This window comes from Rivihabitans pingtungensis (genome assembly GCF_003201855.1).
Taxonomy (GTDB): domain Bacteria; phylum Pseudomonadota; class Gammaproteobacteria; order Burkholderiales; family Aquaspirillaceae; genus Rivihabitans; species Rivihabitans pingtungensis.
Genome location: NZ_QJKI01000003.1, coordinates 92,620 through 118,113 on the forward strand (window position 1 = coordinate 92,620; position 25,494 = coordinate 118,113).

The window sequence follows — 25,494 nt, forward strand, 5'->3', positions numbered from 1 at the left end:
GGCCAGCGGGGCTTACACCCCGCGCAGCAGCTCGTTGATGCTGGTCTTGGCGCGGGTCTTGGCGTCCACTTTCTTGACGATCACCGCGCAATACAGGCTGTGGCTGCCATCGGCGGCCGGCAGGTTGCCCGACACCACCACCGAGCCCGGCGGGATGCGGCCGTAGCTGACTTCGCCGGTTTCGCGGTCGTAAATCTTGGTGGACTGGCCGATGTACACGCCCATCGAGATCACCGAGCCTTCGCCAACGATCACGCCTTCCACCACTTCCGAGCGCGCGCCGATAAAGCAGTTGTCTTCGATGATGGTCGGGTTGGCTTGCAGCGGCTCCAGCACGCCGCCGATGCCCACGCCGCCGGACAGATGCACGTTCTTGCCGATTTGCGCGCACGAACCCACAGTGGCCCAAGTGTCCACCATGGTGCCTTCGTCCACATAGGCGCCGATGTTCACGTAGGACGGCATCAGCACCACATTCTTGCCAATAAAGCTGCCGCGACGGGCGACGGCATTGGGCACCACGCGGAAGCCGCCTTCGCGGAATTCACGCTCGGTGTAGTCGGCAAACTTGGTGTCCACCTTGTCGTAATACTGCATGCAGCCGCCGGCCATCGGCGCGTTGTCGCGGATGCGGAACGACAGCAGTACGGCTTTTTTCACCCATTGGTTCACCACCCAGTCATCACCGTGTTTTTCCGCCACGCGGATGCGGCCGTTGTCCAGCTCGTCGATGACTTGCATCACGGCGGATTTCAGCTCGGGCGAGGCGGTGGCCGGGGTGATGTCGGCGCGCTTTTCAAAGGATTCTTCGATCAGGGTCTGGATCGGGTGCATGGTGTTAAGGCCTCTGGCGATACGAATGGGAACAGACATGGGGCTATCTTCTAAAGAGCAAGGTCAAAGAGCAAATGAAAGAACGATGACGGCGCCCGGCAGCGCAGCGCCGTCGGGCAGGCATCAGGCGCGGCTGCGGGCAAACGTCACCAGCCGCTCGGCGGCCTCCTGGCATTCGGCCAGCGGAGCCACCAGGGCAATACGGATATAACCGGCGCCGGGGTTGACGCCGTGGGCGTCGCGCGCCAGATAGCTGCCGGGCAGCACGGTGACGTGCTGCTCGCGGTAGAGCTCGCGGGCAAATTCGGCGTCGTCGCCGGGCACTTTTGCCCACAGATAAAAACTGGCCTCGGGCAGGCTGACGTCCAGCGCCTGCGCCACCACCGGGGTGACGGCGGCAAATTTTTCGGCGTACAGCTGGCGGTTGTGCTCGACGTGGGCTTCGTCATCCCAGGCCGCCACGCTGGCGGCCTGAATGGCCGGGCTCATCGCCGAACCATGGTAGGTGCGGTAGAGCAGGAATTTCTCCAGCACGCGGGCGTCGCCGGCGACAAAGCCCGAGCGCATGCCCGGCACATTGGAGCGCTTGGACAAGCTGGTGAACATCACCAGATTGGCAAAGTCATCGCGGCCCAGCGTGGCGGCGGCTTCCAGCCCGCCCAGCGGCGGCGCGTCACAATAGATTTCGGAATAGCACTCGTCCGAGGCAATCACAAAGCCATAGCGGTCGGACAGCTCGAACAAATCCTGCCAATCGTTCAGCGACATCACGCTGCCGGTGGGGTTGCCCGGGCTACAGACAAACACCAGTTGGGTGCGCGCCCACACCTCGGCTGGGACGCTGGCCCAATCCGGCTGAAAGCGCTGGTCGGCCAGGCAGTTCAGGTAATACGGTTCAGCGCCGGCCAATAGCGCCGCGCCTTCGTAAATCTGATAGAAGGGATTGGGCGAAATCACCACCGGCTTCTCGGCGCCGCTGGCGTCCACCACCGCTTGCACAAAGGCAAACAGCGCCTCGCGGCTGCCGTTCACCGGCAGGATTTCGCGCTGGATGTCCAGCCCGCGCAGGCCATAGCGCCGGCTCAGCCAGCGCGCCGCCGCCTGGCGCAGCGCCTCGCTGCCCTGGGTGGCCGGATATTGCGCCAGCCCGCCCAGATTGGCGGTCAGCGCCTCGGTCACCAGGGTGGGCGTGGCGTGCTTGGGCTCGCCAATCGACAGATTGACCGGCTTCAGATCCGGGTTGGGGACCACGCCCAAAAACAGCTCGCGCAGTTTCTGGAAGGGGTAGGGGTGCAGCAGCGACAGGTTCGGGTTCATCGACGTGCTCGGGCAAAAATCGGCGTAACCGTCAATGGTAAAAGTTACACGCCGTTTACGCAAAGCAAACATGGTCGTAGGCTGACTCCCTGCCCCACCGTGGCGCCGCCCAGCCAGACGCACGGCCCGATGCTGCGCTGCAATGTCGCGCGGGCCGCAGGTCTTTGGGTAGAATGGCGGGCATGATACATGTTGCTGGCAATCTCTTTCTGGTCGGGCTGATGGGGGCGGGTAAAACCACCGTCGGGCGCACTTTGGCGCGTGAAACCGGCAAATCCTTCTACGACTCCGACCACGAAATCGAAGCGCGCGCCGGTGTGCGCGTGGCCACGATTTTCGAGATCGAGGGCGAACCGGCCTTTCGTGAGCGCGAGCGCAAGACCATCGCCGAGCTGGCCGAGCGCCAGAACATCGTGCTGGCCACTGGCGGCGGCGCGGTCACCCACCCGGACACCCGCCGGGTGCTGGCCGCCAACGGCACGGTGATTTACCTACGCGCCAGCATCGACGACCTGCTGCTGCGCACGCAAAACGACAAAAACCGCCCGCTGCTGCAAACCGCCGACCCGCGCGCCAAGCTGGAAAGCCTGTTTGCCCAGCGCGACCCGCTCTACCGCGAAGTGGCCGACATCATCATCGACACCTCGCGCCAGAACGTGCACCTGCTGGTCAGCCGCCTGCTGCAAAAGCTGGCGCACCACAGCCCCTGTCCTTCCACTCCCCTGCCCGGCGCCTCTCCGCATGATCACGCTTGACCTTGTTCTGCCCGACACCCGCTATCCCATTTATATTGGTGAATCGCTGTACGCCGACGCCGCGCGCATCGTGGCGCATCTGCCGCAGAAAAAAGCCGCCATCATCACCAACGAAACCATCGCTCCGCTCTACCTGGCGCCGCTGCAAGCCGCGCTGGAGGCCGCTGGCGTGGCGGTGACCCCGGTGATTCTGCCCGATGGCGAAGCCTACAAAACCTGGGAAACGCTGAACCTGATCTTCGACGCCCTGCTGGGCGCGCGCGCCGAGCGCAAAACCACGCTGATTGCCCTGGGCGGCGGCGTGATTGGCGACATGACCGGCTTTGCCGCCGCCTGCTACCAGCGCGGCGCGCCGTTTATTCAAATTCCCACCACCTTGCTGGCGCAGGTGGATTCCTCGGTGGGCGGCAAAACCGCCATCAACCACCCGCTGGGCAAGAATATGATCGGCGCCTTCTACCAGCCGCGCGCGGTGCTGGCCGATATGGCGGTGCTGGACACCCTGCCCGAGCGCGAGCTGTCCGCCGGCCTGGCGGAGGTGATCAAATACGCGCTGCTGGGCGATGTGCAGTTTCTGGCCTGGCTGGAGCAACACATTGAGGCGCTGCGCGCGCGCGACCGCGCCACCCTGGCCGAGGCGGTGCGCCACTGCTGCCAGATGAAGGCCGATATCGTCGGCGAAGACGAAAAAGAAACCGGCGTGCGCGCCCTGCTCAATCTGGGCCACACCTTTGGCCACGCCATCGAAGCCGGCATGGGCTACGGCGCCTGGCTGCACGGCGAGGCGGTGGCGGCCGGCATGGTGCTGGCGGCGGAAACCTCGCGCCTGCTGGGCTGGATCAGCGAGGCGGACGTCGCCCGCGTCACCGCCTTGATCGAACGCGCCGGCCTGCCGATTCTGTCGCCCGACCTGGGCGTGGACGCCTGGATCAGCCATATGGGCCACGACAAAAAAGTGGAAGAAGGCCAGCTGCGCTTTGTGCTGCTGCGTCAGCTGGGCCAGGCGGTGATCGAGAAGGGCGTGCCGCTGGCGGTGCTGCGTGAGGTGCTGCAAGGGCGCTTTATCCGCCGCGCCTGAGCGCTCACTGCGCGTGCCTTTTCTCCCTCTATCTGCTGTCACGGCCGCCCTGCGCGGCCGTGCGCGCATCCGTGAGTCGGCTCCGGGGGCATGGCTTCGGAATAAACACACCATGACATTAACTTAATCAGAAAAAAACATCGGTTCATCTTGTATTTTTGCAGGATGCGCAGGCCATCGGCCAATTAACGCTCATCCCTGCCGTGCCCCTCGGCCAGGGCCGTTTTTTGTCTGACAGTGACTGATTTACGCTGACAAACCAAGCACTTCCAGCATGTGCACGGCCATCGCATCACGACCAACAATGCTTTCAAGCTTTTGATATGATTGAATTTATTTTATCAAAAAAATGATAAGCATCCGCATATCCGCCACCTCGCCAAATTACCCGCACCGGATAGGGCTTTTTTCTGATAATCCGGATAAAGGCCCACGCCGTTGACACCGCACGTGCGTGGACCATGGCGTGCTTCCCCCCGGACACGTGGCGGCTTTTCCCGGCCTGAGTGCACAAACCTGTGTTTGAAACAGGGGCGCTAGGCAAATCTACGAATTGTCGGAATTCCTCGGGCACGCGATGATTACCCCATGTTAGACGGAGTTTGCCCCATGGTTGATCTGATTACCGAATCGAACACTTTAATCCCATTGGCATTATTTGCCTCGCTCAGCTTGTATTGGATGTGGCGACGTCGGCAAACTCGCCTGAGCATCCAGCGCGCCCGGCGCATCGACCCCATCGGCGAAGCCGAGGTATTCCTGGCCTATGGCCGCAGCAAGGACGCCCTGCGCGTGCTGCAAACCGCTCTGAACCGTGAGCCCGGCAATGTCAAAATCAAGGTGGTCATGCTGCGGGCACTGGCCGAGCAGCAGGATGCCCATGGCTTTGTGCGCCTGGCAGGAGAGGTGCGCGGCGCACTGCATGGCCAGCCGGTATGGCGGCAAATCTGCAAAACCGGCCAGCAATTGCAGCCGGGCCACCCGCTGTTCCAGCTGGCGTAAGCGCCTTGCCTCAGGACATCTGGCATTCAAAAGGCATTCACGTTCGCTTGAATTATCCTTTTGTCCTGAAGCAATTTAAATCATCCCGGATAATTTATCCGTCAATCCAGAGATTAACGCACCAGGCAAAAAGCGGCTCCACCACGTGCCACTCATACAGCCATAAACAGCAACAGAAAAATAAGTCAAGCCACTCAGGCACACCAAAAAGATTTTGTGCACGCCACCAAACATAATATCTGTCTCAACGTGTGGTTTTGGCTGACATTCAAATATCGCAATAAACTATAATCCTGTACCACACACAACGCCGCACGCTGCACGCTTGGCCAAACATGTCGCACACACGCTAACAAAGCGCAGCGCAGCCGTGCTGACCAGACACACAACGGCAGACAGTACGCGGCAAAGTCACGCCGCAACGCCAGCAGCGCTTTGTGGGCGACACTCAAGACGCTGTGGATTGTGCACACCACGTCTGCCTGACCGCGACAATTTGCCGCGGCCGCCCATTCGCCATCCTGTGCTAAGGTAAGCGCCCGCCCGCTTTTGCCATCCGCCATGCCTGCCGAATCCTGCACTACTGCACTCTCACGCCTGCTTGCCCTCAACTGGGGGTTTATCCTGCTGGCCAGCCTGGGCCTGCTGGTGGCCGCTCAGGATGGCATGGCGCTGCCGTGGACTCCCATGCTGGCCACCCTGGCCACGCTGGCACTGGGCAATATGCTGGCAGCGCTGTGGACGCGCCGCGCCAGCAATGTCTCGCCCTGGGTGCTGACAGTCGTGCTGGCGCTGGATTGCACGGCACTGGGCGTGCTGCTGTTTTTCAGCGGAGGCGCCAACAACCCGCTGGTGACGCTGTATCTGCTGCCGCTGGTGTACGCGGCCCTCACCCTGCCGCGTCGCCAGGCCTGGTGGCTGGCCGTGCTGGCGGTGGCTGATTACACCTTTCTGATGGATTTTTTCATCCCTCTACCAGGCTCACACAGCGACCCGGCACTGGCCTTTCGTTTGCACACGGTAGGCATGTGGGCCACCTTCTGCGGCGCAGCAGCGCTGATGGTCGGGCTGATTGGCAAGATGACCGCGGAACTGCGCGCCCGCGATCGGGCCTTGCGCGACTTTCGCGAAAAACAATTGCGCGACGAACAATGGGTGGCGCTGGGCACGCTGGCGGCCAGTGCCGCGCACGAGCTGGGAACGCCACTGAGCACGCTGGCGGTGCTGATTGGCGAATGGCGGCGCGCGCCGCTGGACAATCCTGACTTGCACGAAGACCTCGACCTCATGCACACCCAGGTGGATGCCTGCAAAGCAGCGCTCAACCGGCTGGCCAGCGAGGCCGGCGTCGCGCGCGCGGCAAGCCGGCAGGCAGCGGATGCCTACATGGCCCAGTTGCTGCGCCAATGGCGCACCCTGCGCCCGGATGTTGCCGTGCGCTACCAGCCCGACCCCGCCGCCGCGCCCCAGCTGGCGCTGGATGCCGGCGTCACCGCCGCCTTGCTGAATCTCTTGAACAACGCCGCCGACGCATCACCACAAGAAGTGGACATCCACACAAACTGGTCTGGCGAAGCGTTTTGCCTGAGCATCCGCAATCGCGGCCCAGGGCTGTCGCCGTCACTGCTCGCCGCCGCTGGCACGCCAGGTGCGCCCAGCAGCAAAGGCGGCATGGGCTTGGGCGTGGCGCTGGCGCATGCCACCTTCGAGCGCCTGGGCGGCGAAGTGCGCCTGCGCAACCGGGCAGGCGGCGGGGTAGAAGCCACCGTCATCCTGCCCTGGCCCAAGGAGAACGCGTCATGAATTTTTTACTGATCGACGACGACGAAGTATTTGCCAGCGTGCTGCGTCGCGCCCTAAGCCGGCGTGGCTATTGCGCACACTGGGCGGCCAATGGTGAAGCAGCGCTGGCCGCCCTCAAAGAAACCGCCCCCAGCCATATTGTGCTGGACCTGAACCTGGGCGGCGAAAGCGGCCTGCGCCTGCTGCCGCACTTGCGCGAGCAGGCGCCACAGGCGGTGATTCTGGTGCTGACCGGCTACGCCAGCATCGCCACCGCCGTGGATGCCATCAAACTGGGCGCGGCGCAATACCTGGCCAAGCCCGCCGGGGTAGATGACATCCTGGCCGCGTTTGAGCAGCGCGAGCCCAACCCGGCGCAACACGCGCCTGAGCACACCATGTCGGTGCGCCGGCTCACCTGGGAGCACATCCAGCGGGTGCTGGCCGAGCATGATGGCAATGTCTCGGCCACCGCCCGCGCGCTGGATATGCATCGGCGCACGCTGCAACGCATGCTGGCCAAAAAACCGGCCAACCGCTGAGCCGGTGATATCCAGCGACGTTAAACACCGCTCACAACACGGAGCCCTTATCCAATGTCCTTGCGCGCCCTGCGCACGCTGGCGGCGATTGCCCAGCATGGTTCGTTTGCCCGCGCCGCTGAAGCGGTGTGCCTGACCCAATCGGCGGTCAGCCTGCATGTGCGCACCCTGGAAGAAGCCTTCAACGCCCCTTTGTTCGACCGCTCGCGGCGCACGCCAACGCTGACTGAGGCCGGGCGGCGGGCGGTGGAGCGCGCGCGCGAGATTCTGGCCATTTACGATGGCATTGCCGGCGAGTTGGGCGAGGGCGGCGAACTGGCCGGGCGTTTGCGCATCGGCGCCATTCAGACCGCACTGGCCGGGGTGTTGCCGGCGGCCTTGGCCGCCTTGCGCCGTCAGCATCCGCGCCTGCGCGTGCAGGTGTATTCCGGCATGTCGGCCGAGTTGGCCAGCCGGCTGGACGCCGGTGAGCTGGACGCCGCGGTGACCACCGAGCCGGTGCGCCCGCACCCGCCGGGCTTGATCAGCACGCCCTTGTATCAGGATGGTTTTTGGGTGATTGCCCCGCCGGGTTTGCACGCACAGGAGGCGCGCACGCTCTTGCAGCAGCACCCGTTTATCCGCTTTGACCGTCGCTCTTGGGCCGGGCGGGTGATCGACAGCGAATTGCGCCGGCAGCGCTGGCAGGTGCACACCGAAATGGAGCTGGACAGCCAGGACGCCATTGTGCAGATGGTGGCCTGCGGGCTGGGCGTGGCGGTGGCGCCGCTGTCGCGTGAGGTGCGCGCGCGGCTGGATGGGCTGGGGCTGACCTGTCTGCCGTTTGCCGAGCCGCAACGCCTGCGCCGGGTGGTGCTGCTGGAGCAAGTCGAGCAACCGGCGGCGCGTTTGAGCGCCGCCTTGGCCGAGGCGATTCGCCAGCAGGCCGGCGACGAGGCCATCCATGAGAAATAATTGGGTTTAGCTGCAATTAAACTCGATTTTTTCTCAAGCAAAAGCCAGGTATCTTCTGGGCCTTCTTGTTGCCTGCCGGGTTTGCCCGATGTCTGTGTTGAATCTTTCCCATGTTTGTCGCCGCGTGCCCGTTGCAGGTGCGCCATGTTGATCACCTTGTTGCAGGCGCTGGCGCCGATTGCCTTGCTGATTGCCCTGGGCGCGGGCTTGCGCCGCCGCGCCGTGCTCAGCGACGCGTTCTGGCCGCAGGCGGAGCGGCTGAGTTATTACGTGCTGTTGCCGGCGCTGTTCATCCACGGCCTGGCCAGCGCACGGCTGGACGGCGTGCCGGTGTGGCCGATGGTGGCGGCGCTGGTGGCGTCCACCGTGGCGGTGGCGCTGGGGCTGTGGGCGGCGCGCCCGCATCTGGCGGTCAGCCGACCGGCGTTCACCTCGGTGTTTCAGGGCGGGGTGCGCTTTAACAATTATGTCGGCGTATCCGCTGCCGCCGGGCTGTTTGGCGCGCAGGGCGTGGCGCTGGCGGCGGTGGCCAATGCGGCGATTGTGCCCACGGTGAATATCCTGTGCGTGCTGGTGTTCGCCCGCTACGGCCACGGCGGCGATGCCTCGGCGCGCGGCATTGCCCGGCAATTGCTGGCCAATCCGCTGGTGGTGGCCTGCGCCATCGGCATCGGCCTGCAAGCCGGCGGCGTGACCTTGCCCACCCTGCTGGCGCACACCCTGCACACGCTGGGCCAGGCCTCGTTGGCGATTGGTCTGCTGTGCGTGGGCGCAGCACTGGATTTTTCTACCGCCCGGCGCTGGCTGCGCCCGGTAGGGCAGGCCTCGCTGGTCAAGTTTTTGGTGATGCCGCTGGCCACGCTGGCCGCCTGCGACGCCTTTGGCCTGCACGGCGCAGCAGCGGGCGCGGCGCTGTTGTTCCAGAGCCTGCCCACCGCCTCGTCGTCCTACATCATGGCCCGCCAGCTGGGCGGCGACGCGCCGCTGATGGCCGGCATCATTGCCAGCCAGACTGTGCTGGCCGGCCTGGCGCTGCCGGCGGTGATGCTGGCGCATGCCCAGCTGTGGCCGTGAGCATCGCACGTCATGGTCTAATCAAGGCAGCAAAAGCGGATACAAAACTGTCCGAGCCTTGATATCTGTGCTTCTAGCGGATCATCCCAGGCTCTTGACAGGCCGTCTGACCGCCCAATTAGGGCAATACTGTCATCAGCGCGCCGCGTGATGCCGCTGACGCACCTTGCTGATTTTCCGGTAAACTCACCCCTTTTTGCCGCCGCGCCAATGACCATTGCGCTCGATATTCAGGCGGTCAGCAAGCGCTTTGGCGCGCTGACTGCGCTAGACCAGGTTTCGCTGTCTGTAGAGGCTGGCGAATTCTTTGCCCTGCTGGGGCCAAATGGCGCCGGCAAGACCACGCTGATTTCCTGCATGGCCGGTTTGTCGCGGCCGGACAGCGGCCACATCCGGGTGATGGGCCACGATGTGCAGCACGACTACCGCGCCGCCCGGCGCGCGCTGGGCGTGGTGCCGCAGGAGTTGGTGTTTGATCCGTTTTTTACCGTGCGCGAGTCGCTGGTGTTTCAGTCGGGCTATTTTGGCCTGAAGCACAACGACAACTGGATTGACGAAATCCTGCACAAGCTGGGGCTCACCAGCAAGGCCAACGCCAATATGCGCGCGCTGTCGGGCGGCATGAAGCGGCGGGTGATGGTGGCGCAGGCGCTGGTGCACCGTCCGCCGGTGATTGTGCTGGACGAGCCCACCGCCGGGGTGGATGTCGAGCTGCGGCAAAGCCTGTGGGTGTTTATTCAAGAGCTCAACCGCGCCGGCCACACCATTGTGCTGACTACCCACTATCTGGAAGAAGCGGAAACCCTGTGCAACCGCATCGCCATGCTCAAGGCCGGGCGGGTGATTGCGCTGGAAGACAAGGCCACGCTATTGGGCCAGGGCAGCGCGCGCCGCGACATCATGCTGCGGCTGGATCCGCCCGGCTTGCCGCCCGCGCTGGAGCCCTTGTTGCTGCGCCGCGAGGGCAGCAAGGTGTGGCTGCGGCTGGCCGACATCGACCAATTGGGCGGGGTGTTGGCCCAGGTGCAGGCGGCGGGGGCGCGGGTGCGTGATTTTGAAGTGGTCGAGCTGGATCTGGAGCAGGTGTTCGTGGCGCGCATGCAAGGCAAGGAGGCATGATGAGCGGGTTTTACACGCTGTTCTACAAAGAAATCCTGCGCTTTTGGCGGGTGGCCTTCCAGACCGTGGCGGCGCCGGTGCTGACGGCGCTGTTGTATTTGATGATTTTTTCGCATGCGCTGTCGCGCCATGTGGATGTGTTTCCTGGCGTGGGCTATACGGCGTTTTTGATTCCGGGCCTGGTGATGATGTCGATGCTGCAAAACGCCTTCGCCAATACGTCTTCCAGCCTGATTCAGTCAAAAATCACCGGCAATATCGTGTTTTTGCTGCTGCCGCCCTTGTCGCACCTGGAGTTTTTCACCGCCTATGTGCTGGCGGCGGTGGTGCGCGGGCTGGTGGTGGGCGTGGGGGTGTTTGCGGTGACGCTGTGGTTTGACCTGCCGGCGCTGAGCCACCCGCTGTGGGCGCTGGCCTTTGCCGTGCTGGGCTGTGCGGTGCTGGCGACGCTGGGCTTGATTGCCGGCATTTGGGCGGATAAATTCGACCAACTGGCGGCGTTTCAGAACTTTTTGATCATGCCGCTGACTTTTTTGTCGGGCGTGTTTTATTCGATTCACACCCTGCCGCCGTTCTGGCGCGGGCTGTCGCACGCCAACCCGGTGTTTTATATGATCGACGGCTTTCGCTATGGCTTTTTTGGCCAGTCCGACGCCCCGCCGCTGCTGAGCCTGGCGGTGGTCAGCGGCGGCTTGTTGGTTTTGATGGCGCTGGCGCTGCGCCTGCTGCGCGCCGGCTACAAATTGCGCCATTAAGCCCCACCTAGCCAAGACCGCTGCGCTGAGTGTTGCAAACCGCGCTTAGCAACATTCCAGATATTCAAGATTTAAAGAAAAGAGACTGCTGATGCTGACTCCCGAACAGGTAAAAACCCTGATTACCGCTGAGCTGGACTGCACCCACGTGGACGTGGAAGGCGATGGCCATCACTTTTTTGCGGTGATTGTCTCGCCGGCCTTTGCGGGCAAGCGCCTGATCGAACGCCATCGTCTGGTGATGGACATCGCCCGCGCCAAGCTGGACAGCAACGAGCTGCACGCGCTGTCGATTACCCAGGCGCTGACGCCAGAAGAGTGGGCGCAAAAAGCCTGAGCGCTGCGCCACACCGTCACCACGCTTGTTTCCGGCGCGACTATTTCGCGCCGTTGCCCTTTGTAAAGGCTGAATTGAAGTCATGGAAAAACTGAAAATTGTCGGCAATGGCCCGCTGAACGGCGACATCACCGTGTCGGGCGCCAAAAATGCAGCGCTGCCGATTTTGTGCGCCAGCCTGCTGACCGCCGACACCCTGCGGCTGACCAATGTGCCGCAGCTGCGCGATGTGCTGACCACGCAAAAGCTGCTGCAAGGCATGGGCGCGCGGGTGATGACCGACAATGTGCACGAATACGAACTCACCGCCAGCGACATCCACACCCTGCAAGCGCCGTATGAGCTGGTGAAAACCATGCGCGCGTCGATTCTGGTGCTGGGCCCGACGCTGGCGCGCTTTGGCGAGGCCAGTGTGTCGCTGCCGGGCGGTTGCGCCATTGGCAGCCGGCCGGTGGATCAGCACATCAAGGGCCTGGCGGCGATGGGGGCCGATATTGTCATCGAGCATGGCTACGTCAAGGCGCGCGGCAAGCTCAAGGGCGCGCGCGTGGTGATGGACATGGTCACCGTCACCGGCACCGAAAACCTGCTGATGGCCGCCACCCTGGCCGAGGGCGTCACCATTCTGGAAAACGCCGCGCGCGAGCCGGAAGTCACCGACCTGGCCGAGTGCCTGGTGAAAATGGGCGCCAAGATCAGCGGCATCGGCAGCGACCGCCTGGTGATCGAAGGCGTCGAGCGCCTGCACGGCGCCGACCACGCAGTGATGCCAGACCGCATCGAAGCCGGCACCTTCCTGGTGGCCGCCGCCGTCACCCAGGGCCATGTGGTGCTGCGCCGCGCCCACGCCGCCAGCATGGAAGCCGTGCTGGACAAGCTGGTGGAAGCCGGCTGCGTGGTGGAGGCCGGCGACGACTGGATTTCGCTGGACATGAAGCGCCGCCCCAAGGCGGTGAATGTGCGCACCCTGCCCTACCCGGCCTTCCCCACCGATATGCAGGCGCAGTTCATGACCTTGAACGCCCTGGCCGAAGGCACCAGCCGCGTCACCGAAACCATTTTTGAAAACCGCTTCATGCACGTGCCCGAGCTGAACCGCATGGGCGCCAACATCGCCACCGAGGGCAACACCGCCATCATCACCGGCGTGCCGCGCCTGTCGGGCGCCACGGTGATGGCCACCGACCTGCGCGCCTCGGCCAGCCTGGTGATTGCCGGCCTGGTGGCGGATGGCGAAACCATCGTTGACCGGATTTACCATCTGGATCGCGGCTACGAGCATATCGAGCAAAAGCTGGCCGGCGTGGGCGCGCAAATCGAGCGCATCAGCTAAAAGCCGCTGGAAAGTGCTGCAGCACCCTGCTGGCCGAGCAGGGTGTTTGCTGCGGCTCACAAAACCTTCCTGGCGTTGTTGCGCAGCCTTGCCGTACCGCTGCATCCCTCGCCAGGAGCGCTGCACTGAGTTTTGTGAGCAATTCTTACCATGTGCAGTGATGATTTGCCGGCCGCCCTCGCCCTGAGCGCGGACGCCAGAATCTGCGTAAGGTTTGACTGAAGTCAATATACCAGTCGAATTGCGTTATAATCGATTGTTTTTATCGGCTTTTCTTGTCCATGCCTACTCCTTCTCTGGCCAGCCGCCGCCTGCGCCCCCTGTTGATTGGTTTTATTGCCGTGATGACTGCCTTGCAGATCATCGTGGCTGCCGTGGCGTATTTCGACCTGCAACGTGTGCTGGACAACGACCAGCGCGAGCACGCCGTGGTGCAGGTGCTCAAGCACAATATGACCGAAGCCCGCTTTCATGTGGTGCAGGTGCAGCAGTTTCTGACCGATGCCAGCGCCACCGGCGAGCGTGACGGGCTGAAAGATGCCAGCGAGCATTTTCAGGCGCTGGGCAAAAATCTGCGCGCCATTGCAGAATTCGACACCGCCTTTCGCGACGAAACCGACAAAATAACTGCGCTGGCGCAAAACTACTACCAAACCGGCACCACCATGGCCGAGGCATACATCACCCAGGGCCGCGAGGCCGGCAATGTGCTGATGAAAGCCCCTGGCAGCGGCTTTGACGAGCGTGCACTGGCGCTCACTCACCAGTTGGAAGCCATGGCCCGACAAGTCGATGTCCGCGTGGCAGAATCCGAGGCAGCCACGGAGGCCACCGTGCAGCGTCTGCGCGCCACCGTCATTGGCCTGAGCGTGTTTCTGGCCTTGACCCTGCTGCTGGGCGGCATCTGGCTGTACCGCCAGGTGTTCGGCATGCTGGGTGGCGAGCCGGCCCGCGCCGTGCGCCTGGCCCAGCGCATTGCCCAGGGCGATCTGAGTCGCAAGATCGAAGCCGACGATGCGCCCGACAGTCTGCTGGGTGCGCTCAGCGACATGCGCAGCCAGTTGTGTCATGTCACCCAGCACATCCAGACGCTGGCGGTGCAACTGGATGACGGCGCCCAGGCGCTGGCCAGCACCTCGTGCCACATGGAACAAGGCGCCCAAACCCAAAGCGACGCCACCCGCGCCATGGCCGCAGCCATGGAAGAAATCCAGCACAGCATCACCCAATTGGGCGAGCAAAGCGGGCAGGTCGGCGACGAGGCCCACCAGGCTGGCGATATGGTGGCCGCCTGTGAAGCACTGGTGCACGCCAGCGCCGATAGCGTGCGGGCCATGGCGGGCCAGTTTCAGCATGCGGCCGGGGTGATTACCGACCTGCATCAGCAAACCGACGCCATCGCCCAACTGACGCAAACCATTCATGACATTGCCGACCAGACCAATCTGCTGGCCTTGAACGCCGCCATTGAAGCCGCGCGCGCCGGCGAGCAGGGTCGCGGCTTTGCCGTGGTGGCCGACGAAGTGCGCAAGCTGGCCGAACGCACCGCCCAAACCACGCTGGACATCACCAGCCAGACCAGCGCCCTGGCCCAGCGCATGAGCGAAGTGGTCGGCACCATGGAAAACGGCGTGACGGCCAGTGATCAGGGCGTGGCACGCACCGGCGAGGTCAGCCAGGCCATTGGCCATATCCGCCAGAACACCGAGCAGATCAATCAGCATATCCATGGCGTGGCGCTGGCCCTACGCGAGCAGGAACACGCCATGGCCGAGCTGGGCCAACGGCTGGAGGTGATCGTCAGCATGAGCGACACCCACCACCACGCCATCGAAAGCACCGCCAGCGCGGCCAGCCAACTGACTGCCAATGCCCATTCGCTGGCGGAAGCCGTGGGGCATTTCCGCGTCTGATCCAGATCAACTCTGTTGCGGAGGTGGCCACAGTCGCCTGGTGGCCGGCCACCTCCGCAACAGCGCATGCCATACGGGCAAAGTGCACAAACAGCCCGGTGACGCCAGTCATGCCAGTGGCTTGCAAAGACCAGCCCCTTAAGGCAACGCCAGCCAATTAACCCTTATCAAAGAATGGTTTTTTCTACATGGCCAACCGGCTTATGTAGGTAGGCCACGCAAACTCGCCGAGCCAGGCTAAACTGCAAATATATCACCCATGGATATTTCCCGGCATGTCACCGTGCCAGGCATGGTCATTTACAGTATTTCTTAATAATCATTCCCACTTTCCCTGCTGAGCAATTGTTGTTAGCGTGTCTGCTGCGCAGCCCATTGCCCAACCCGGCTGGCTGCTGCGCCATGTCGTGATGCCCCCATGAGGAAGCAAGATGAAAGGTCTGGGACTTCAAGCCCGTTTCGCCCTGTTCGGGTTTGCCCCGCTGGTGGCCGCCCTGGTCATTGGCTCGTTGTTATTGTCGATCAAGCAATCCCGCCAGCTGGAAGACGAAGTGCGCGAGCGCTCGCAAGCCACCGCTGCCGGGGTGATTCAGCTGCTGCAAATGAGCGACAGCCTGATCGGCGAGCAAACCCGCTCGGCGATGAAATTATTCAAAGAAAAAAGCGCCCAGCAAGGCCCGGCCAGCGCGGGCGAGGCGGTGGCCGTCGGCAGCCGTCGCCCGCTGGGCCTGCGCTTTGGCGGGCGCGTGCAAACGCTGGACACCGCCCTGGTGGACAGCGTCACCGCCATTGCCGGCGGCAGCGCCACGCTGTTTGCCCGCGAAGGCCAGGATTTTGTCCGCATCGCCACCAATGTCAAAACCGCCGAAGGCCAGCGCGCGGTGGGCACCGTGCTGGACCCGCAAAGCCAGGCTTACGCCATGCTCAGCAAGGGCCAGCCGTTTTATGGCCAGGTGGATATTCTGGGCGCGCCCTATCTGACCGGCTACGAGCCTATCCTGGAAAACGGCAAGGTGATTGGCGCCTGGTATGTCGGTTTCAAGGCTGATCTGGCCGGGCTGAAAACCCTGATTGGCCAGGCCAGCGCCTTTGGCTCAGGCTTTGTTGTGCTGCTGGATGGCAAGGGCCGGCCGTTTTTGCATTCGCAATCCGCCAGCGCCGAGCGCATTCAGACGCAACTGCAACAAGCGCGTCAGGGCGAGGGCGAATGGCGCGTCATCGAGCAGCCGTTCCCGGCCTGGGGGTTTGCCGTGGCGGTGGCCTATAGCGAGGATGAAGTGGCCGCCGCCGGCCGCCGCGCCGCGCTGCCGGTGCTGCTGTCCGGGCTGGGCATTACCATCGCCCTGCTGGCGCTGCTGATGCTGGTGCTGCGCCGGGTGGTGCTGGCGCCGATTCAGCAGGCGGTCACCGCCGCCAATGCGCTGGCCGACGGCGATTTGACCGTGCGCGTGCACGCCGAGCGCGACGATGAAATCGGCCGCCTGCTGGCCGCCATGGCGCATATGGTCGAGCGGTTGGCCGACATCATCGGCCAGGTGCGCGGCGCGGCGGACAATCTGTCGTCGGCGTCGGTAGAAGTCTCGGCCACTGCGCAAAGCCTGTCGCAGGCCGCCAGCCAGCAGGCTTCGTCGGTGGAAGAAATCTCCAGCACGCTGGAACAGGCCAGCGCCTCGGTGAGCAATAACACGCAAAACGCCCGCGCCACCGAAACCATGGCGATGGATGCCGCCCGCGAAGCCGAAACCGGCGGGGAGGCGGTCAGCGGCAATGTGCGCGCCATGCAGCAGATTGCCGGCAAGGTGGGCATCATCGACGATATCGCCTACCAGACCAATCTGTTGGCCTTGAACGCGGCGATTGAGGCCGCCCGGGCTGGCGAGCATGGCAAGGGCTTTGCCGTGGTGGCGGCGGAGGTGCGCAAGCTGGCCGAGCGCAGCCAGGTGGCGGCCGGGGAAATCGGCGCGGTGGCCGGCGACACCGTGCGCCAGGCCGAGCGCGCTGGCGAGTTGCTGCACCGGATTGTGCCGGCGATTGGCCGCACGGCGGACTTGGTGCGCGAAATCGCCGCCGCCTCGGATGAGCAATCCGCCGGCATTGGCCAGATCAATCAGGCGATGGGGCAGCTGAACCAGGCCACCCAGCAAAACGCGGCGGCGTCGGAGCAACTGGCCGCCACCTCGGAAGAACTGGGCGCACAAGCCGAATCACTGCAACAGCTGATGCATTTTTTTTCGGGTAGAGAACGCCCGTTAACGCGCTTGGGCTGGCCGCACCAGCGCGGCCAGCATCAGCCCGATCAAAAACATGAACATTTCCATCATGTGATCGCGGGTGACGTTTTCGATGATCATGCGCCCGGCAAAGCCGCTGATCAGAAACATGCTGGCCAGCGCCAGCGTGTCGTGTTTGCGCAGCAGCCGGCGCAGGCCCTGGCTGAACACCGTCAGCAAAAACGCCGCCCACAGCGCAATGCCGGGCCAGCCCATGCCCAGGGTGTATTCCACCAGGCCGCTGTGTGAGTGGCGCACCAGCACGCCGTATTTGTCCATCACCGTGTTGGTGTACGCCTTGCGGGTAAAGCCCACGCCCAGCTTGTGTTCGGCAGACAGCTTCATACCGACGATGATCCAGGCGGTGCGTTCGTAGGCGGAATCATCCAGTGGCTGGCCATCGGACAAAATCGGATACGGGTAGCGCTTGGGGTCCAGCCAGCTCAGCACGGTGTCGGTCTGAAAAGAATACGACGTGGATTCGATAAAGCGCGCCCAGCGCGTGTCGGTTTTCAGCTGCGCGCCCGCCAGGCCGGCCGCCACACACAGCAGCAAGGCAAAACCGCCCAGCCGTTGCCACGGGCGAATACGCGACGGCGCGTAATACAGCATCAGCAAGCCGGTGGAGACACACAGCAATACCACGCCAATCAGGCCATTGCGCGCACCGGAAAAAAACGTCACCGCCACCGCACACAAGGCCCACGCTGCCAGCAGCGGGGTGGACACGGCCACCTGACGCCCGCCGCCGCACACCCGGCTGAACGCCTCGGCCATGCACAGCGACAAAAACAGATTGGCCAGATACGACACCTGCACCTTGCCATTGAAAACGCCGGTCGAGTTAAACGACGGCTCGCCCAGCACCAGCCAGGCCCACAGATAGTCCGCCCCCTGAATCCACACCGCCAGACCCAGCGCCACAAACACCCGGTTGAACACCACCGCGCGCGAGCTGCCCGGTGTGGTGCGGCCCAGTTGCATCACCCCCATGCCCAGCAGCAAGGCCAGCGAGCTTTTCAGCCACTGGCCGCGCAGCTCTTCCAGGGTTTCTTGGGGGTGCATGGCCACGGTGGGAATCTGAATCAGCAACCAGGCCGACAGCGCCAGATAAATCCACAAAGCGGGTTGGCTGCGCCACTGCGCCGCCACCGCCTGACGCACCGCCGGCACACTGAACACACACAAGGCCAGCCCGGTCATCAGCGTATAGCGCAAGGCCACGGTGTGCGGAATCGACCAGACAATCAATAAAATCAGTGTCAGCCAAAGGGCGGCGGTATGGCGGCGGGGTGCGAGCATCAGACGGGAGCCTTTCGGTCGGCGTCGGCATCCAGCAGCGACAGCGCGGCGTCGGCAATCTGCTGGGCGGAAATCGATTCAATACAGGCGCGCGTGCCGGTGTGGCAGCGCGAGGGCGTGGCAAACACAAAGGCGCAGGGATAACACGGCAAATCCACTGGCGCGATGCGAATCACCCGCTGCCCCAGCGCGCGCTGCTCGCGCGGGTCGGTGGGGCCGACCACGGTGACAATCGGCGTGTGCACGGTGTCAGCCAGATAAGTGATGCCGGAATCCACGCCGACATAGCCATCCAACCGCTGCAACAGCGCCGGCAGCTCGTCCAGCTGAAAGCGCCCGGTGGCGTCGATCAGGCGCGGGCTGTTGACCTGGCTGGCAATTGCCTGCGCCAGCGGGCTGTCGCCGCCGCTGCCAATCAACACCAGATGGGCGTCGCTGGCGGCCAGCAGGCGCTGGCAGACTTCCACCAGCTTGGGCACGCCCAGTTCTTTGAGTTTGTTGGCGGCGCTCACCCCCAGACCGATGGCGCGCCCAGCCGGCAGGTGCAGCGCCGCCAGCGCGGCGGCGGCGCTGTCGGCCAGATGAATCTGCTTGTCGCGGCCCAGCGTCACGCCGTGGCGGGACAGCAGGCGGGCCAGGGTGTCCAGCACCAATTCGCCCGGCTGGTGCGCCTCGCCATCGCTCAAGCAGGCGCGCGCCGCCGCCAGCGTGCGCCCCGGCCAGGTGGGCACAATCGACCAGCGCCGCGCCGCGCCAGCCCAGAACGGCGCCAGCCAGAACGACAGATTGGGCGACAATGTCAGCACGGTGTCGTACTGGCCGTCACGCAGCAGGCGCAGCAGCGCGCGGCGGCCCGCCAGGCCGCGAAACGCCCGCGCCGGCTGCGCCAGACGGCGCAGGCCCGGCTGATGGGCGATGATGCGGCTGGTGATGGGGTCGTGCAGCACGGTCAGCTCGGCGTGCGGATAGGCGGCGCGCAGCGCGGCAATCACTGGCGTGGCGCACAGCATGTCGCCAATCTTGGCGGTTTGAATCAGCAGAATGCGGCGCACCGGGGTGGCGCGCGCGGCGCGGGCGCGCCAGGCCAGCCATGGCCAGCACAGCCAGGTCAGCAACAAAGCCATCATGACAACACCTCGTCAAACACGCGCGTGACGCCGGCCACATAGCTGTCCAGCGTGTACTCAGCCAGCACCCGCGCCCGCCCGGCGGCGCCCATGGCCTGGCGGCGGGCCGGGTCGGCGATCAAGGCGGCCAGCGCGGCGGCCAGCGCCTCGGCGTCGGCGTAGGGAAACAACAGGCCCGTGTGGTCATCCACCACCAGCTCGGCCGAGCCGGTGACGCGCGAAGCCACCACCGGCTTGCCCAGCAACATGGCTTCCAGCAGCACGCGCGGCAGGCCTTCGCTGGCGCTGGCCAGCACGCAGATATCCAGCGCGGCGGTCCATTCCAGCACCTGCGCCTGAAACCCGACAAAACGCACGCACTCGTCCAGGCCGGCGGCGTGGGCTTGCTGCGCTAGCGCACTGCGCTGCGGGCCGTCGCCAATCACCAGCACACACAGCGGCGTGGCGCTGCGCAGCCGCGCCACGGCAGTGAGTAAATCCGCCACGCCCTTGCGCGGCAGCAGCGAGCACACCGTGCCAATCACCACGGTGTCGGCCGACACGCCCAGCCGGGCGCGGCAGGCGGCCGGGTCGGGCAGGGGCTGGGTCGGGTCGATGCCGTTGGCGACCACACGGATGCGCGCCGGATCGACCCCCTGCGCGCGCAGGCTGTCGGCAATGCCGTGCGACACGGCGATGATGCGCGCCGCCTGGTTGGCGGCGGCCACCGCGCGCGGCGACAGCGCCGGATTGCTGCGGCAGTGCTGAATCACCGGCACGCCGGCCAGTTGGGCGGCCAGATAGCCTTCCAGATTGGATTGCGGCTGGTTGTTCATGTACAGCGCCTGATAGCCGCCCTGGCGCAGCCGCGCGGCCAGCTGTTGGGCATTGGGGCGCACCCGCCAGGCCAGTTCGATCTGCTCGACGGCGGCGGCGCGCCAGCCGGGCAGCGGGGTCAGCACGCCGCGCGCCAGCTCTTTGCCCAGCTTGGCCCACAGCGGCTGCCGGCGCTGCGGCTGAATGGCCAGCGGCACATGCAATGCCGCCAGGCTGCGGCTGAGCTGGCCCAGCGGGCCACCGGCATAATCGTGATAAAACACCGCGTCCACCGCATGGCGGGCGCGATCCAGCCGCGCCAGCAAGGCCAGCAGGCTGTTGGTGCCGCCGCCCCATTCACGGCCATTGTCCAGCAATAACAGGCGCTGACTCATGTGAGTAGATCCAGGCGCTGGCGACAGGCGGCTTCGACTTCATCCACACTGATCAAGTCCATACAGGGCGGTTCCGGGTAGGGGCAGCGCTTAGACAGACAGGGCGCACAGGTGCGCCATTTTTGAATCACCGTGTGTTTTTCCAACGCCACCGCCGGGCCGCTGCGCCGCCAGTCGGACACGGCAAACAGGGCAATCACCGGCGTGCCCACCGCCACCGCCAGGTGCAAGGCGCCGGTGTCGGGGGTGACCAGCGCGCTCATGCGCGCCATCAGCGCCGGCAAATGCGCCAAGGGCACGGCGCCAGCGCTGATGATGGCACGCGGGTTGGCAATGTCGGCGGCGATGCGCTCAATCAGCGGCAGTTCGGCGGCCGAGCCGGTCAACACAATCGCCAGTTGCGGGTCGGCGGCCAGCAGCCGGCGCGCCAGCTCGGCCAGCCGCCCGGCCGGCCAGCGCCGGCTCACCGTGCTGGCGCCGGCTTGCAGGCCCAGCACGCGCTGGGCCGGCTTTACCCCCTGGCGCGCCAGCCAGTCATCCACCAACAGCCGCTCGTGGTCGCCCACCGGCATATCCATCGCCCAGTCAGTCGGTGCGCCACCGGCCAAGGCGGCAGTGGCCAGTCTTTGCTCGATACCGTGCTGGAAATCCTCCCAGCGCAGCTGTGGTTCGCGGTTGCTCAATAAAAACTGAAAAGGGTTGCCGGCGTTGGGCAGCTTGAAAATCCAGCGCGCGCCAGACAAATACGCCAGCGGCGTGGCTTGCGGCTCGTTGCCGTGTAGAATCACCGCCAGGTCAAATGATTGGCGATGCAGGGTCAGCGCCAATCGCACAAAACCCTTCCAGCCACCGCGATAGCCCAGCATGGCGTTCACGCCGGGCAGCGAGGCAAACAGCTCACGGTAGGCGGGGTGAATCAGCAAGGTCAGGTGGGCATGCGGATACGCCAGCCGCAGGCTGCGGATGGCCGGGGTGGACATCAGCGTGTCGCCGATGGCGGTGCAGGACACCACCAGAATGCGCTGGATGGTGGCGCTGCCCAGCTCGGCCGGATCGGGCTGGCGACGATCCAGCCGCTTGGCCAGGCGCATGGCCAGTTTCAGCGCGTGCTCGCGCAGGTGCGTGCCCATCAGCGCGACTTCCGCCCCAGATACCAGCGCGCCAACGCCGGCTGCCGGTAGGCCCACATGCGTGGGGCAAACCAGCCCAGCCCGCGATCTTTCACCACGATGCGCGGCAGCCGGCTGGCCATGCTGTCAGCGCCCACCACGCCTGGCTCGGTAGTGTACAGATGACGAAAACCTGCGGCTTCAGCCACGCGGATATAGTCGTCGTCATAATAGCCTTGCGGCCAGCACAGGTGGCTACTGACTTCACCCAGGCGTTCGGTCAACAGGTTGCGGCTGCTGGCCAGATCATGCGCCAGCGCCTTGGACTTGTTGTCGGCGTCGCCGGGGTAGATTTTGTCCCAGCGGTTATGGGTGTGGGTATGGCTGTGAAATTCAAACGTGCCGGCATCGCGGGCAGCCAGCACTTCGCTCCAGCGCATCATCACCAAATCGGTCTGGCCAGCGTCAATGGCTGTCTTGCCGGCATGGTGGCTCAGGCAGGCGGGCAACGGTGTATTGCCCTGACCGGCATGAGGGCGCAACGGCCCTTCGCCCAGCCAGCGGGTAATCAAAAACAGTACGGCATGCAGGCCGTATTGCTCCAGCACCGGATGCGCGTATACCCAGTTGTCCAGATACCCGTCGTCAAAACTGATCACCACGGATTTAGCCGGCACCGGCTCGCCCGCCAGAAAACCCGCCAGCGCATCCAGCGTCAGCGTGGTGTAGCCGTGACGCTTGAGCCAGCACATCTGCGCGGCAAAGTGTGCGGGCGACACGGTGATCAAGCCAGGCGTAGGGCTGACATGGTGGTACATCAGCACGGGAACGACGGATGCAGGCATGGTTATCGGCTCCGGCCCGCCAACAGGCGGCGATACAGCAACAGCATATGTTCGCACATGGTGTCAGTCAGGAAGTGGCTGGCCACCCGGTCACGGCTGCGCGCTGCCATGGCCGCGCGCATGGCCGGGTCGTTGAGCAGGCGGATAATCGCCTCGGCCAAGGCAGGGCTGTCGTCCACCGGCACCAGCAGGCCGTTGTCGCCATCGCCCACCACTTCCGGCACGCCGCCCACCTGGGTGCCGACAATCGGCAGGCCCATGGCCATGGCTTCGATATAGGCCGTGCCCAGCGCTTCTTCGCGGGTGGGCAACACAAACAAATCCAGCCCGGCCAGCACATTGGCCACATCGCGGCGCAGGCCCAGCAGGTGTACGCGCCCGGCCACGCCCAGGCGGGCGATTTGCGCTTTGAGATTGTCGGTCTGCGGGCCATCGCCGGCAAACACAAAATGCGCGTCCGGCACGGCGCGCAAAATCTCCGGCACGGCGTCCACAATCAGGTGATGGCCTTTTTTCTGGCGCAGAATCGCCACCGTGCCCACCAGCGGCGCATCCGGCCCCAGGCCCAGCTCGCCGCGCAGCGAGGACGGGCCATCCAGCGCCAGCGCATCCGGCTCGATGCCGGTGTAAATGGTGCTGACCTGATCCGCTGCCACACCTTCGCTGATCAGGTATTCGCGCACATATTCGCTGACCGCCACCACATGGTGCGGCAACACCGAATAGGTAAAGCGCGAGGTGATCGGCAGGGCCAGATGGCGGGTGCGCACCACCAGCGGCTGGCGCCAGGCCAGGCGGCCGGCCAGGCCGGCCAGCAGGCTGTCGCGGCCGCTGTGGGTGTTGACCACGTCCACCCGCTCGCGCTGAATCAGTTTGACCAAGGTGGCCACCGCGCCAACATCCACGCTGCTGCGCATGCGCATCAGGCTGACGGCAAAGCCCTCGGCGCTGGCGCGCTCGGCCAGCCGGCTGCCGGGCTGGCAGGCAAACAGCACGCGCACGCCATGGCGGGCCAGGCCGCGCGCTTCTTTCAGTGTGCGGTGCTCCTGGCCGCCCCAGCCCTTGGACGACTCGGTGTGCAGCACCACCAGCTCAGCCATGTTGCGGCTCCTTGAATTGCAGACGGTGCAGGGTGGCGTAAACGCCATCCAGCGCCAACAGCTCGGCGTGGGCGCCCACTTCCACAATGCGACCCTGTTGCATCACCACGATGCGATCAGCATTTTCAATGGTGGACAGCCGATGCGCAATCACAATCGTGGTGCGGTTCTCCATCAGCCGCTCCAGCGCGGCTTGCACCAGCCGTTCGGACTGGGTGTCCAGCGCGCTGGTGGCTTCGTCCAGAATCAGCACCGGCGCGTTTTTCAGCAGCGCGCGGGCAATCGCCAGTCGCTGGCGCTGGCCGCCGGAGAGACGCACGCCGTTTTCGCCAATCAGCGTGTCAAAGCCCTGCGGCATGGCCTCGATAAAGTCCAGCGCATTGGCGGCGCGCGCCGCCTCGATGATTTGCTCGCGGTTGACCTGTTCAAAGCAGCCATAGGCGATATTGGCGGCCACGCTGTCGTTGAACAGCGTCACATCCTGGCTGACCATGGCAATGTGGCTGCGCAGATTGGCCAAGCGCAGCTCGGCCAGCGGCACGTCGTCCAGCAGGATTTGCCCGGCGCTGGGGTCATAAAAGCGCGGCAAGAGGTTGACCAGCGTGGTTTTGCCGCTGCCCGAACTGCCCACCAGGGCCACGGTTTCGCCGGGGGCAATATGCAAATCAATTGCCGACAGCGCCTCGCGCTCGGCCTTGGGGTAGCAAAAGCCCACTTGATTAAAGTCCAGCTTGCCGCGCGGCTGCTTCAGCTCGCGCGTGCCGGGGTCGTGCTCGCTGGCTTCATCCAGAAAGCCAAACACGCTCTCGGCGGCGGCCAGGCCTTTTTGCAGCGATTGGTTAATGCTGGTGATGCGCTTGACCGGGGCAAACAGCATGATCATCGCCGTCAGAAACGACATGAAATCGCCAGCGGTAAACTGGTTGTGGCTGGCGCGCAGGCTGGCAAAGTAGATGATCACCGCCAGCGCCACCGAGACAATCAGCTGGGTGATGCCGGTGTTGGACGACGAGGTCGCCGCCTGCTTGACGCCGTTCTGGCGCAGTTGATTGGCGGCGGCCATAAAGCGGCGCAACTCGTAGGGCGCGCCGCCATACACCTTGACCACGCGCTGACAGTCGATGGATTCGCCCAGCACCTGGGTCATCTGCCCCATGGTGGCCTGGTTTTGCCGCGACAGCGCACGCAGGCGACGGCCAACGTAGCGGATACTGATGCCCACCACCGGAATCATGGTCAGGCAGATCAAGGTCAGCTGCCAATCGGTGTAAAACAGCAGCGCCAGCAGGCCGAGGATGGTGATGCCATCCTTCACCGTCACGGTGATGATGTTAAAGCCGGCTTCGGTGACTTGATTGACGTCGTAGGCGATGCGCGACAGCACACGGCCCGAGGCGTTGTCGTCGTAGTAGCTGACCGGCAGACGCAACAGCTTGCTGAACATCTCTTCGCGCAGCCGCATCACCAGATGCCCGGCCAGCCAGGTGGTGGAGTAATCATTGATAAAGCTGGTGAGGCCGCGCAGCAAGAACAGGCCAACAATGGCCACCGGCGTCCAGATCATGCGCTCGGGGTCGCGCTCGACAAAACCGCCATCCACCAGCGGTTTCATCAGTCGGGCAAACGCCGGCTCGGTGGCAGCCGCCACGGCCAGCGCCAGCAGCGACAGGGCAAATAACCGCCAGTATTGCTTGAGATAGCCAAACAGACGCTTGTACAGGCCAAAGCTGTTGATGGCGTGGGGGTCGGACATGGT

21 protein-coding genes and 1 pseudogene are annotated in these 25,494 nt (G+C 64.4%); 13 read left to right on the top strand and 9 right to left on the bottom strand.

All coding sequences use genetic code 11. The annotated features are described in order from the left end of the window. Positions 1-12: 12 nt before the first annotated feature. Both dapD and dapC read right to left on the bottom strand, forming a co-directional pair. Complete coding sequence (gene dapD, locus DFR34_RS03520) at positions 13-834, bottom strand: 2,3,4,5-tetrahydropyridine-2,6-dicarboxylate N-succinyltransferase (RefSeq protein WP_110389779.1); 822 nt, start codon at positions 832-834, stop codon at positions 13-15. Between the two features lie 123 nt (positions 835-957). Beyond that, positions 958-2,151 (bottom strand): succinyldiaminopimelate transaminase, encoded by a 1,194-nt coding sequence (gene dapC, locus DFR34_RS03525; RefSeq protein ID WP_110389780.1) that lies wholly within the window; start codon positions 2,149-2,151, stop codon positions 958-960. A gap of 173 nt (positions 2,152-2,324) precedes the next feature. On the opposite strand from dapC, the gene aroK reads away from it, so the two are divergent. The 13 genes from aroK to DFR34_RS03590 all read left to right on the top strand — a co-directional run bounded on the left by aroK (position 2,325) and on the right by DFR34_RS03590 (position 17,314). Continuing rightward, on the top strand, positions 2,325-2,906 hold the full coding sequence (gene aroK, locus DFR34_RS03530) for a shikimate kinase AroK (protein ID WP_211309278.1): 582 nt from the start codon (positions 2,325-2,327) through the stop codon (positions 2,904-2,906). Then, positions 2,893-3,984, top strand: a complete 1,092-nt coding sequence (gene aroB, locus DFR34_RS03535) for a 3-dehydroquinate synthase (protein ID WP_110389781.1) — start codon at positions 2,893-2,895, stop codon at positions 3,982-3,984. Before aroK ends, aroB begins: the two co-directional genes overlap by 14 nt. Positions 3,985-4,593: 609 nt before the next feature. Continuing rightward, the gene (locus tag DFR34_RS03540; RefSeq protein ID WP_110389782.1) at positions 4,594-4,986 is read left to right on the top strand and encodes a type IV pilus assembly protein FimV; all 393 of its coding nucleotides are present in this window, start codon (positions 4,594-4,596) and stop codon (positions 4,984-4,986) included. 561 nt (positions 4,987-5,547) lie between these two features. Continuing rightward, positions 5,548-6,789, top strand: coding sequence for an ATP-binding protein (locus DFR34_RS03545; protein ID WP_110389783.1), 1,242 nt, complete (start codon positions 5,548-5,550; stop codon positions 6,787-6,789). Then, the gene (locus tag DFR34_RS03550) at positions 6,786-7,310 is read left to right on the top strand and encodes a response regulator transcription factor (RefSeq protein WP_110389784.1); all 525 of its coding nucleotides are present in this window, start codon (positions 6,786-6,788) and stop codon (positions 7,308-7,310) included. The genes DFR34_RS03545 and DFR34_RS03550 overlap by 4 nt, the downstream gene beginning before the upstream one ends. Positions 7,311-7,364: 54 nt before the next feature. After that, positions 7,365-8,264, top strand: a complete 900-nt coding sequence (locus DFR34_RS03555; RefSeq protein ID WP_110389785.1) for a LysR family transcriptional regulator — start codon at positions 7,365-7,367, stop codon at positions 8,262-8,264. Between the two features lie 144 nt (positions 8,265-8,408). Beyond that, the gene (locus tag DFR34_RS03560; RefSeq protein ID WP_110389786.1) at positions 8,409-9,338 is read left to right on the top strand and encodes an AEC family transporter; all 930 of its coding nucleotides are present in this window, start codon (positions 8,409-8,411) and stop codon (positions 9,336-9,338) included. Positions 9,339-9,548: 210 nt separating this feature from the next. Further along, a complete protein-coding gene (locus DFR34_RS03565) occupies positions 9,549-10,457 on the top strand; it encodes an ABC transporter ATP-binding protein (RefSeq protein WP_110389787.1) in 909 nt (302 codons plus the stop codon). Continuing rightward, entirely contained in the window at positions 10,457-11,212 is a 756-nt protein-coding gene (locus DFR34_RS03570; RefSeq protein WP_110389788.1) for an ABC transporter permease, read from the top strand. Before DFR34_RS03565 ends, DFR34_RS03570 begins: the two co-directional genes overlap by 1 nt. Positions 11,213-11,303: 91 nt before the next feature. Next, positions 11,304-11,549: a BolA family protein gene (locus tag DFR34_RS03575; protein WP_110389789.1), complete on the top strand. Its 246-nt coding sequence runs from the start codon at positions 11,304-11,306 to the stop codon at positions 11,547-11,549. Positions 11,550-11,631: 82 nt separating this feature from the next. Beyond that, on the top strand, positions 11,632-12,882 hold the full coding sequence (gene murA / locus DFR34_RS03580; protein WP_110389790.1) for a UDP-N-acetylglucosamine 1-carboxyvinyltransferase: 1,251 nt from the start codon (positions 11,632-11,634) through the stop codon (positions 12,880-12,882). Positions 12,883-13,163: 281 nt separating this feature from the next. Further along, complete coding sequence (locus DFR34_RS03585) at positions 13,164-14,795, top strand: methyl-accepting chemotaxis protein (protein ID WP_110389791.1); 1,632 nt, start codon at positions 13,164-13,166, stop codon at positions 14,793-14,795. A 431-nt stretch (positions 14,796-15,226) separates the two neighbouring features. Continuing rightward, positions 15,227-17,314, top strand: a complete 2,088-nt coding sequence (locus DFR34_RS03590) for a methyl-accepting chemotaxis protein (RefSeq protein WP_110389792.1) — start codon at positions 15,227-15,229, stop codon at positions 17,312-17,314. Here the strand turns inward: DFR34_RS03590 and DFR34_RS17810 are convergent. From DFR34_RS17810 to msbA, 7 genes and pseudogenes are all read right to left on the bottom strand, one after another. Further along, a pseudogene (locus DFR34_RS17810) lies at positions 17,312-18,367 on the bottom strand (hypothetical protein); the annotation flags it as partial. The gene DFR34_RS03590 and the pseudogene DFR34_RS17810 overlap by 3 nt on opposite strands. After that, a complete protein-coding gene (locus DFR34_RS03600; protein WP_110389794.1) occupies positions 18,367-19,494 on the bottom strand; it encodes a glycosyltransferase family 9 protein in 1,128 nt (375 codons plus the stop codon). The pseudogene DFR34_RS17810 and the gene DFR34_RS03600, both read right to left, overlap by 1 nt. Further along, complete coding sequence (locus DFR34_RS03605; RefSeq protein WP_110389795.1) at positions 19,491-20,684, bottom strand: glycosyltransferase; 1,194 nt, start codon at positions 20,682-20,684, stop codon at positions 19,491-19,493. Before DFR34_RS03605 ends, DFR34_RS03600 begins: the two co-directional genes overlap by 4 nt. Next, positions 20,681-21,814, bottom strand: coding sequence for a glycosyltransferase family 9 protein (locus DFR34_RS03610; RefSeq protein ID WP_110389922.1), 1,134 nt, complete (start codon positions 21,812-21,814; stop codon positions 20,681-20,683). Before DFR34_RS03610 ends, DFR34_RS03605 begins: the two co-directional genes overlap by 4 nt. Then, entirely contained in the window at positions 21,814-22,638 is an 825-nt protein-coding gene (locus DFR34_RS03615) for a polysaccharide deacetylase family protein (RefSeq protein WP_110389796.1), read from the bottom strand. Before DFR34_RS03615 ends, DFR34_RS03610 begins: the two co-directional genes overlap by 1 nt. 2 nt (positions 22,639-22,640) lie before the next feature. Next, positions 22,641-23,738, bottom strand: coding sequence for a glycosyltransferase family 4 protein (locus DFR34_RS03620; protein ID WP_110389797.1), 1,098 nt, complete (start codon positions 23,736-23,738; stop codon positions 22,641-22,643). Further along, positions 23,731-25,491, bottom strand: a complete 1,761-nt coding sequence (msbA, locus tag DFR34_RS03625) for a lipid A export permease/ATP-binding protein MsbA (RefSeq protein WP_110389798.1) — start codon at positions 25,489-25,491, stop codon at positions 23,731-23,733. The genes DFR34_RS03620 and msbA overlap by 8 nt, the downstream gene beginning before the upstream one ends. Between the last annotated feature and the right edge of the window lie 3 nt (positions 25,492-25,494).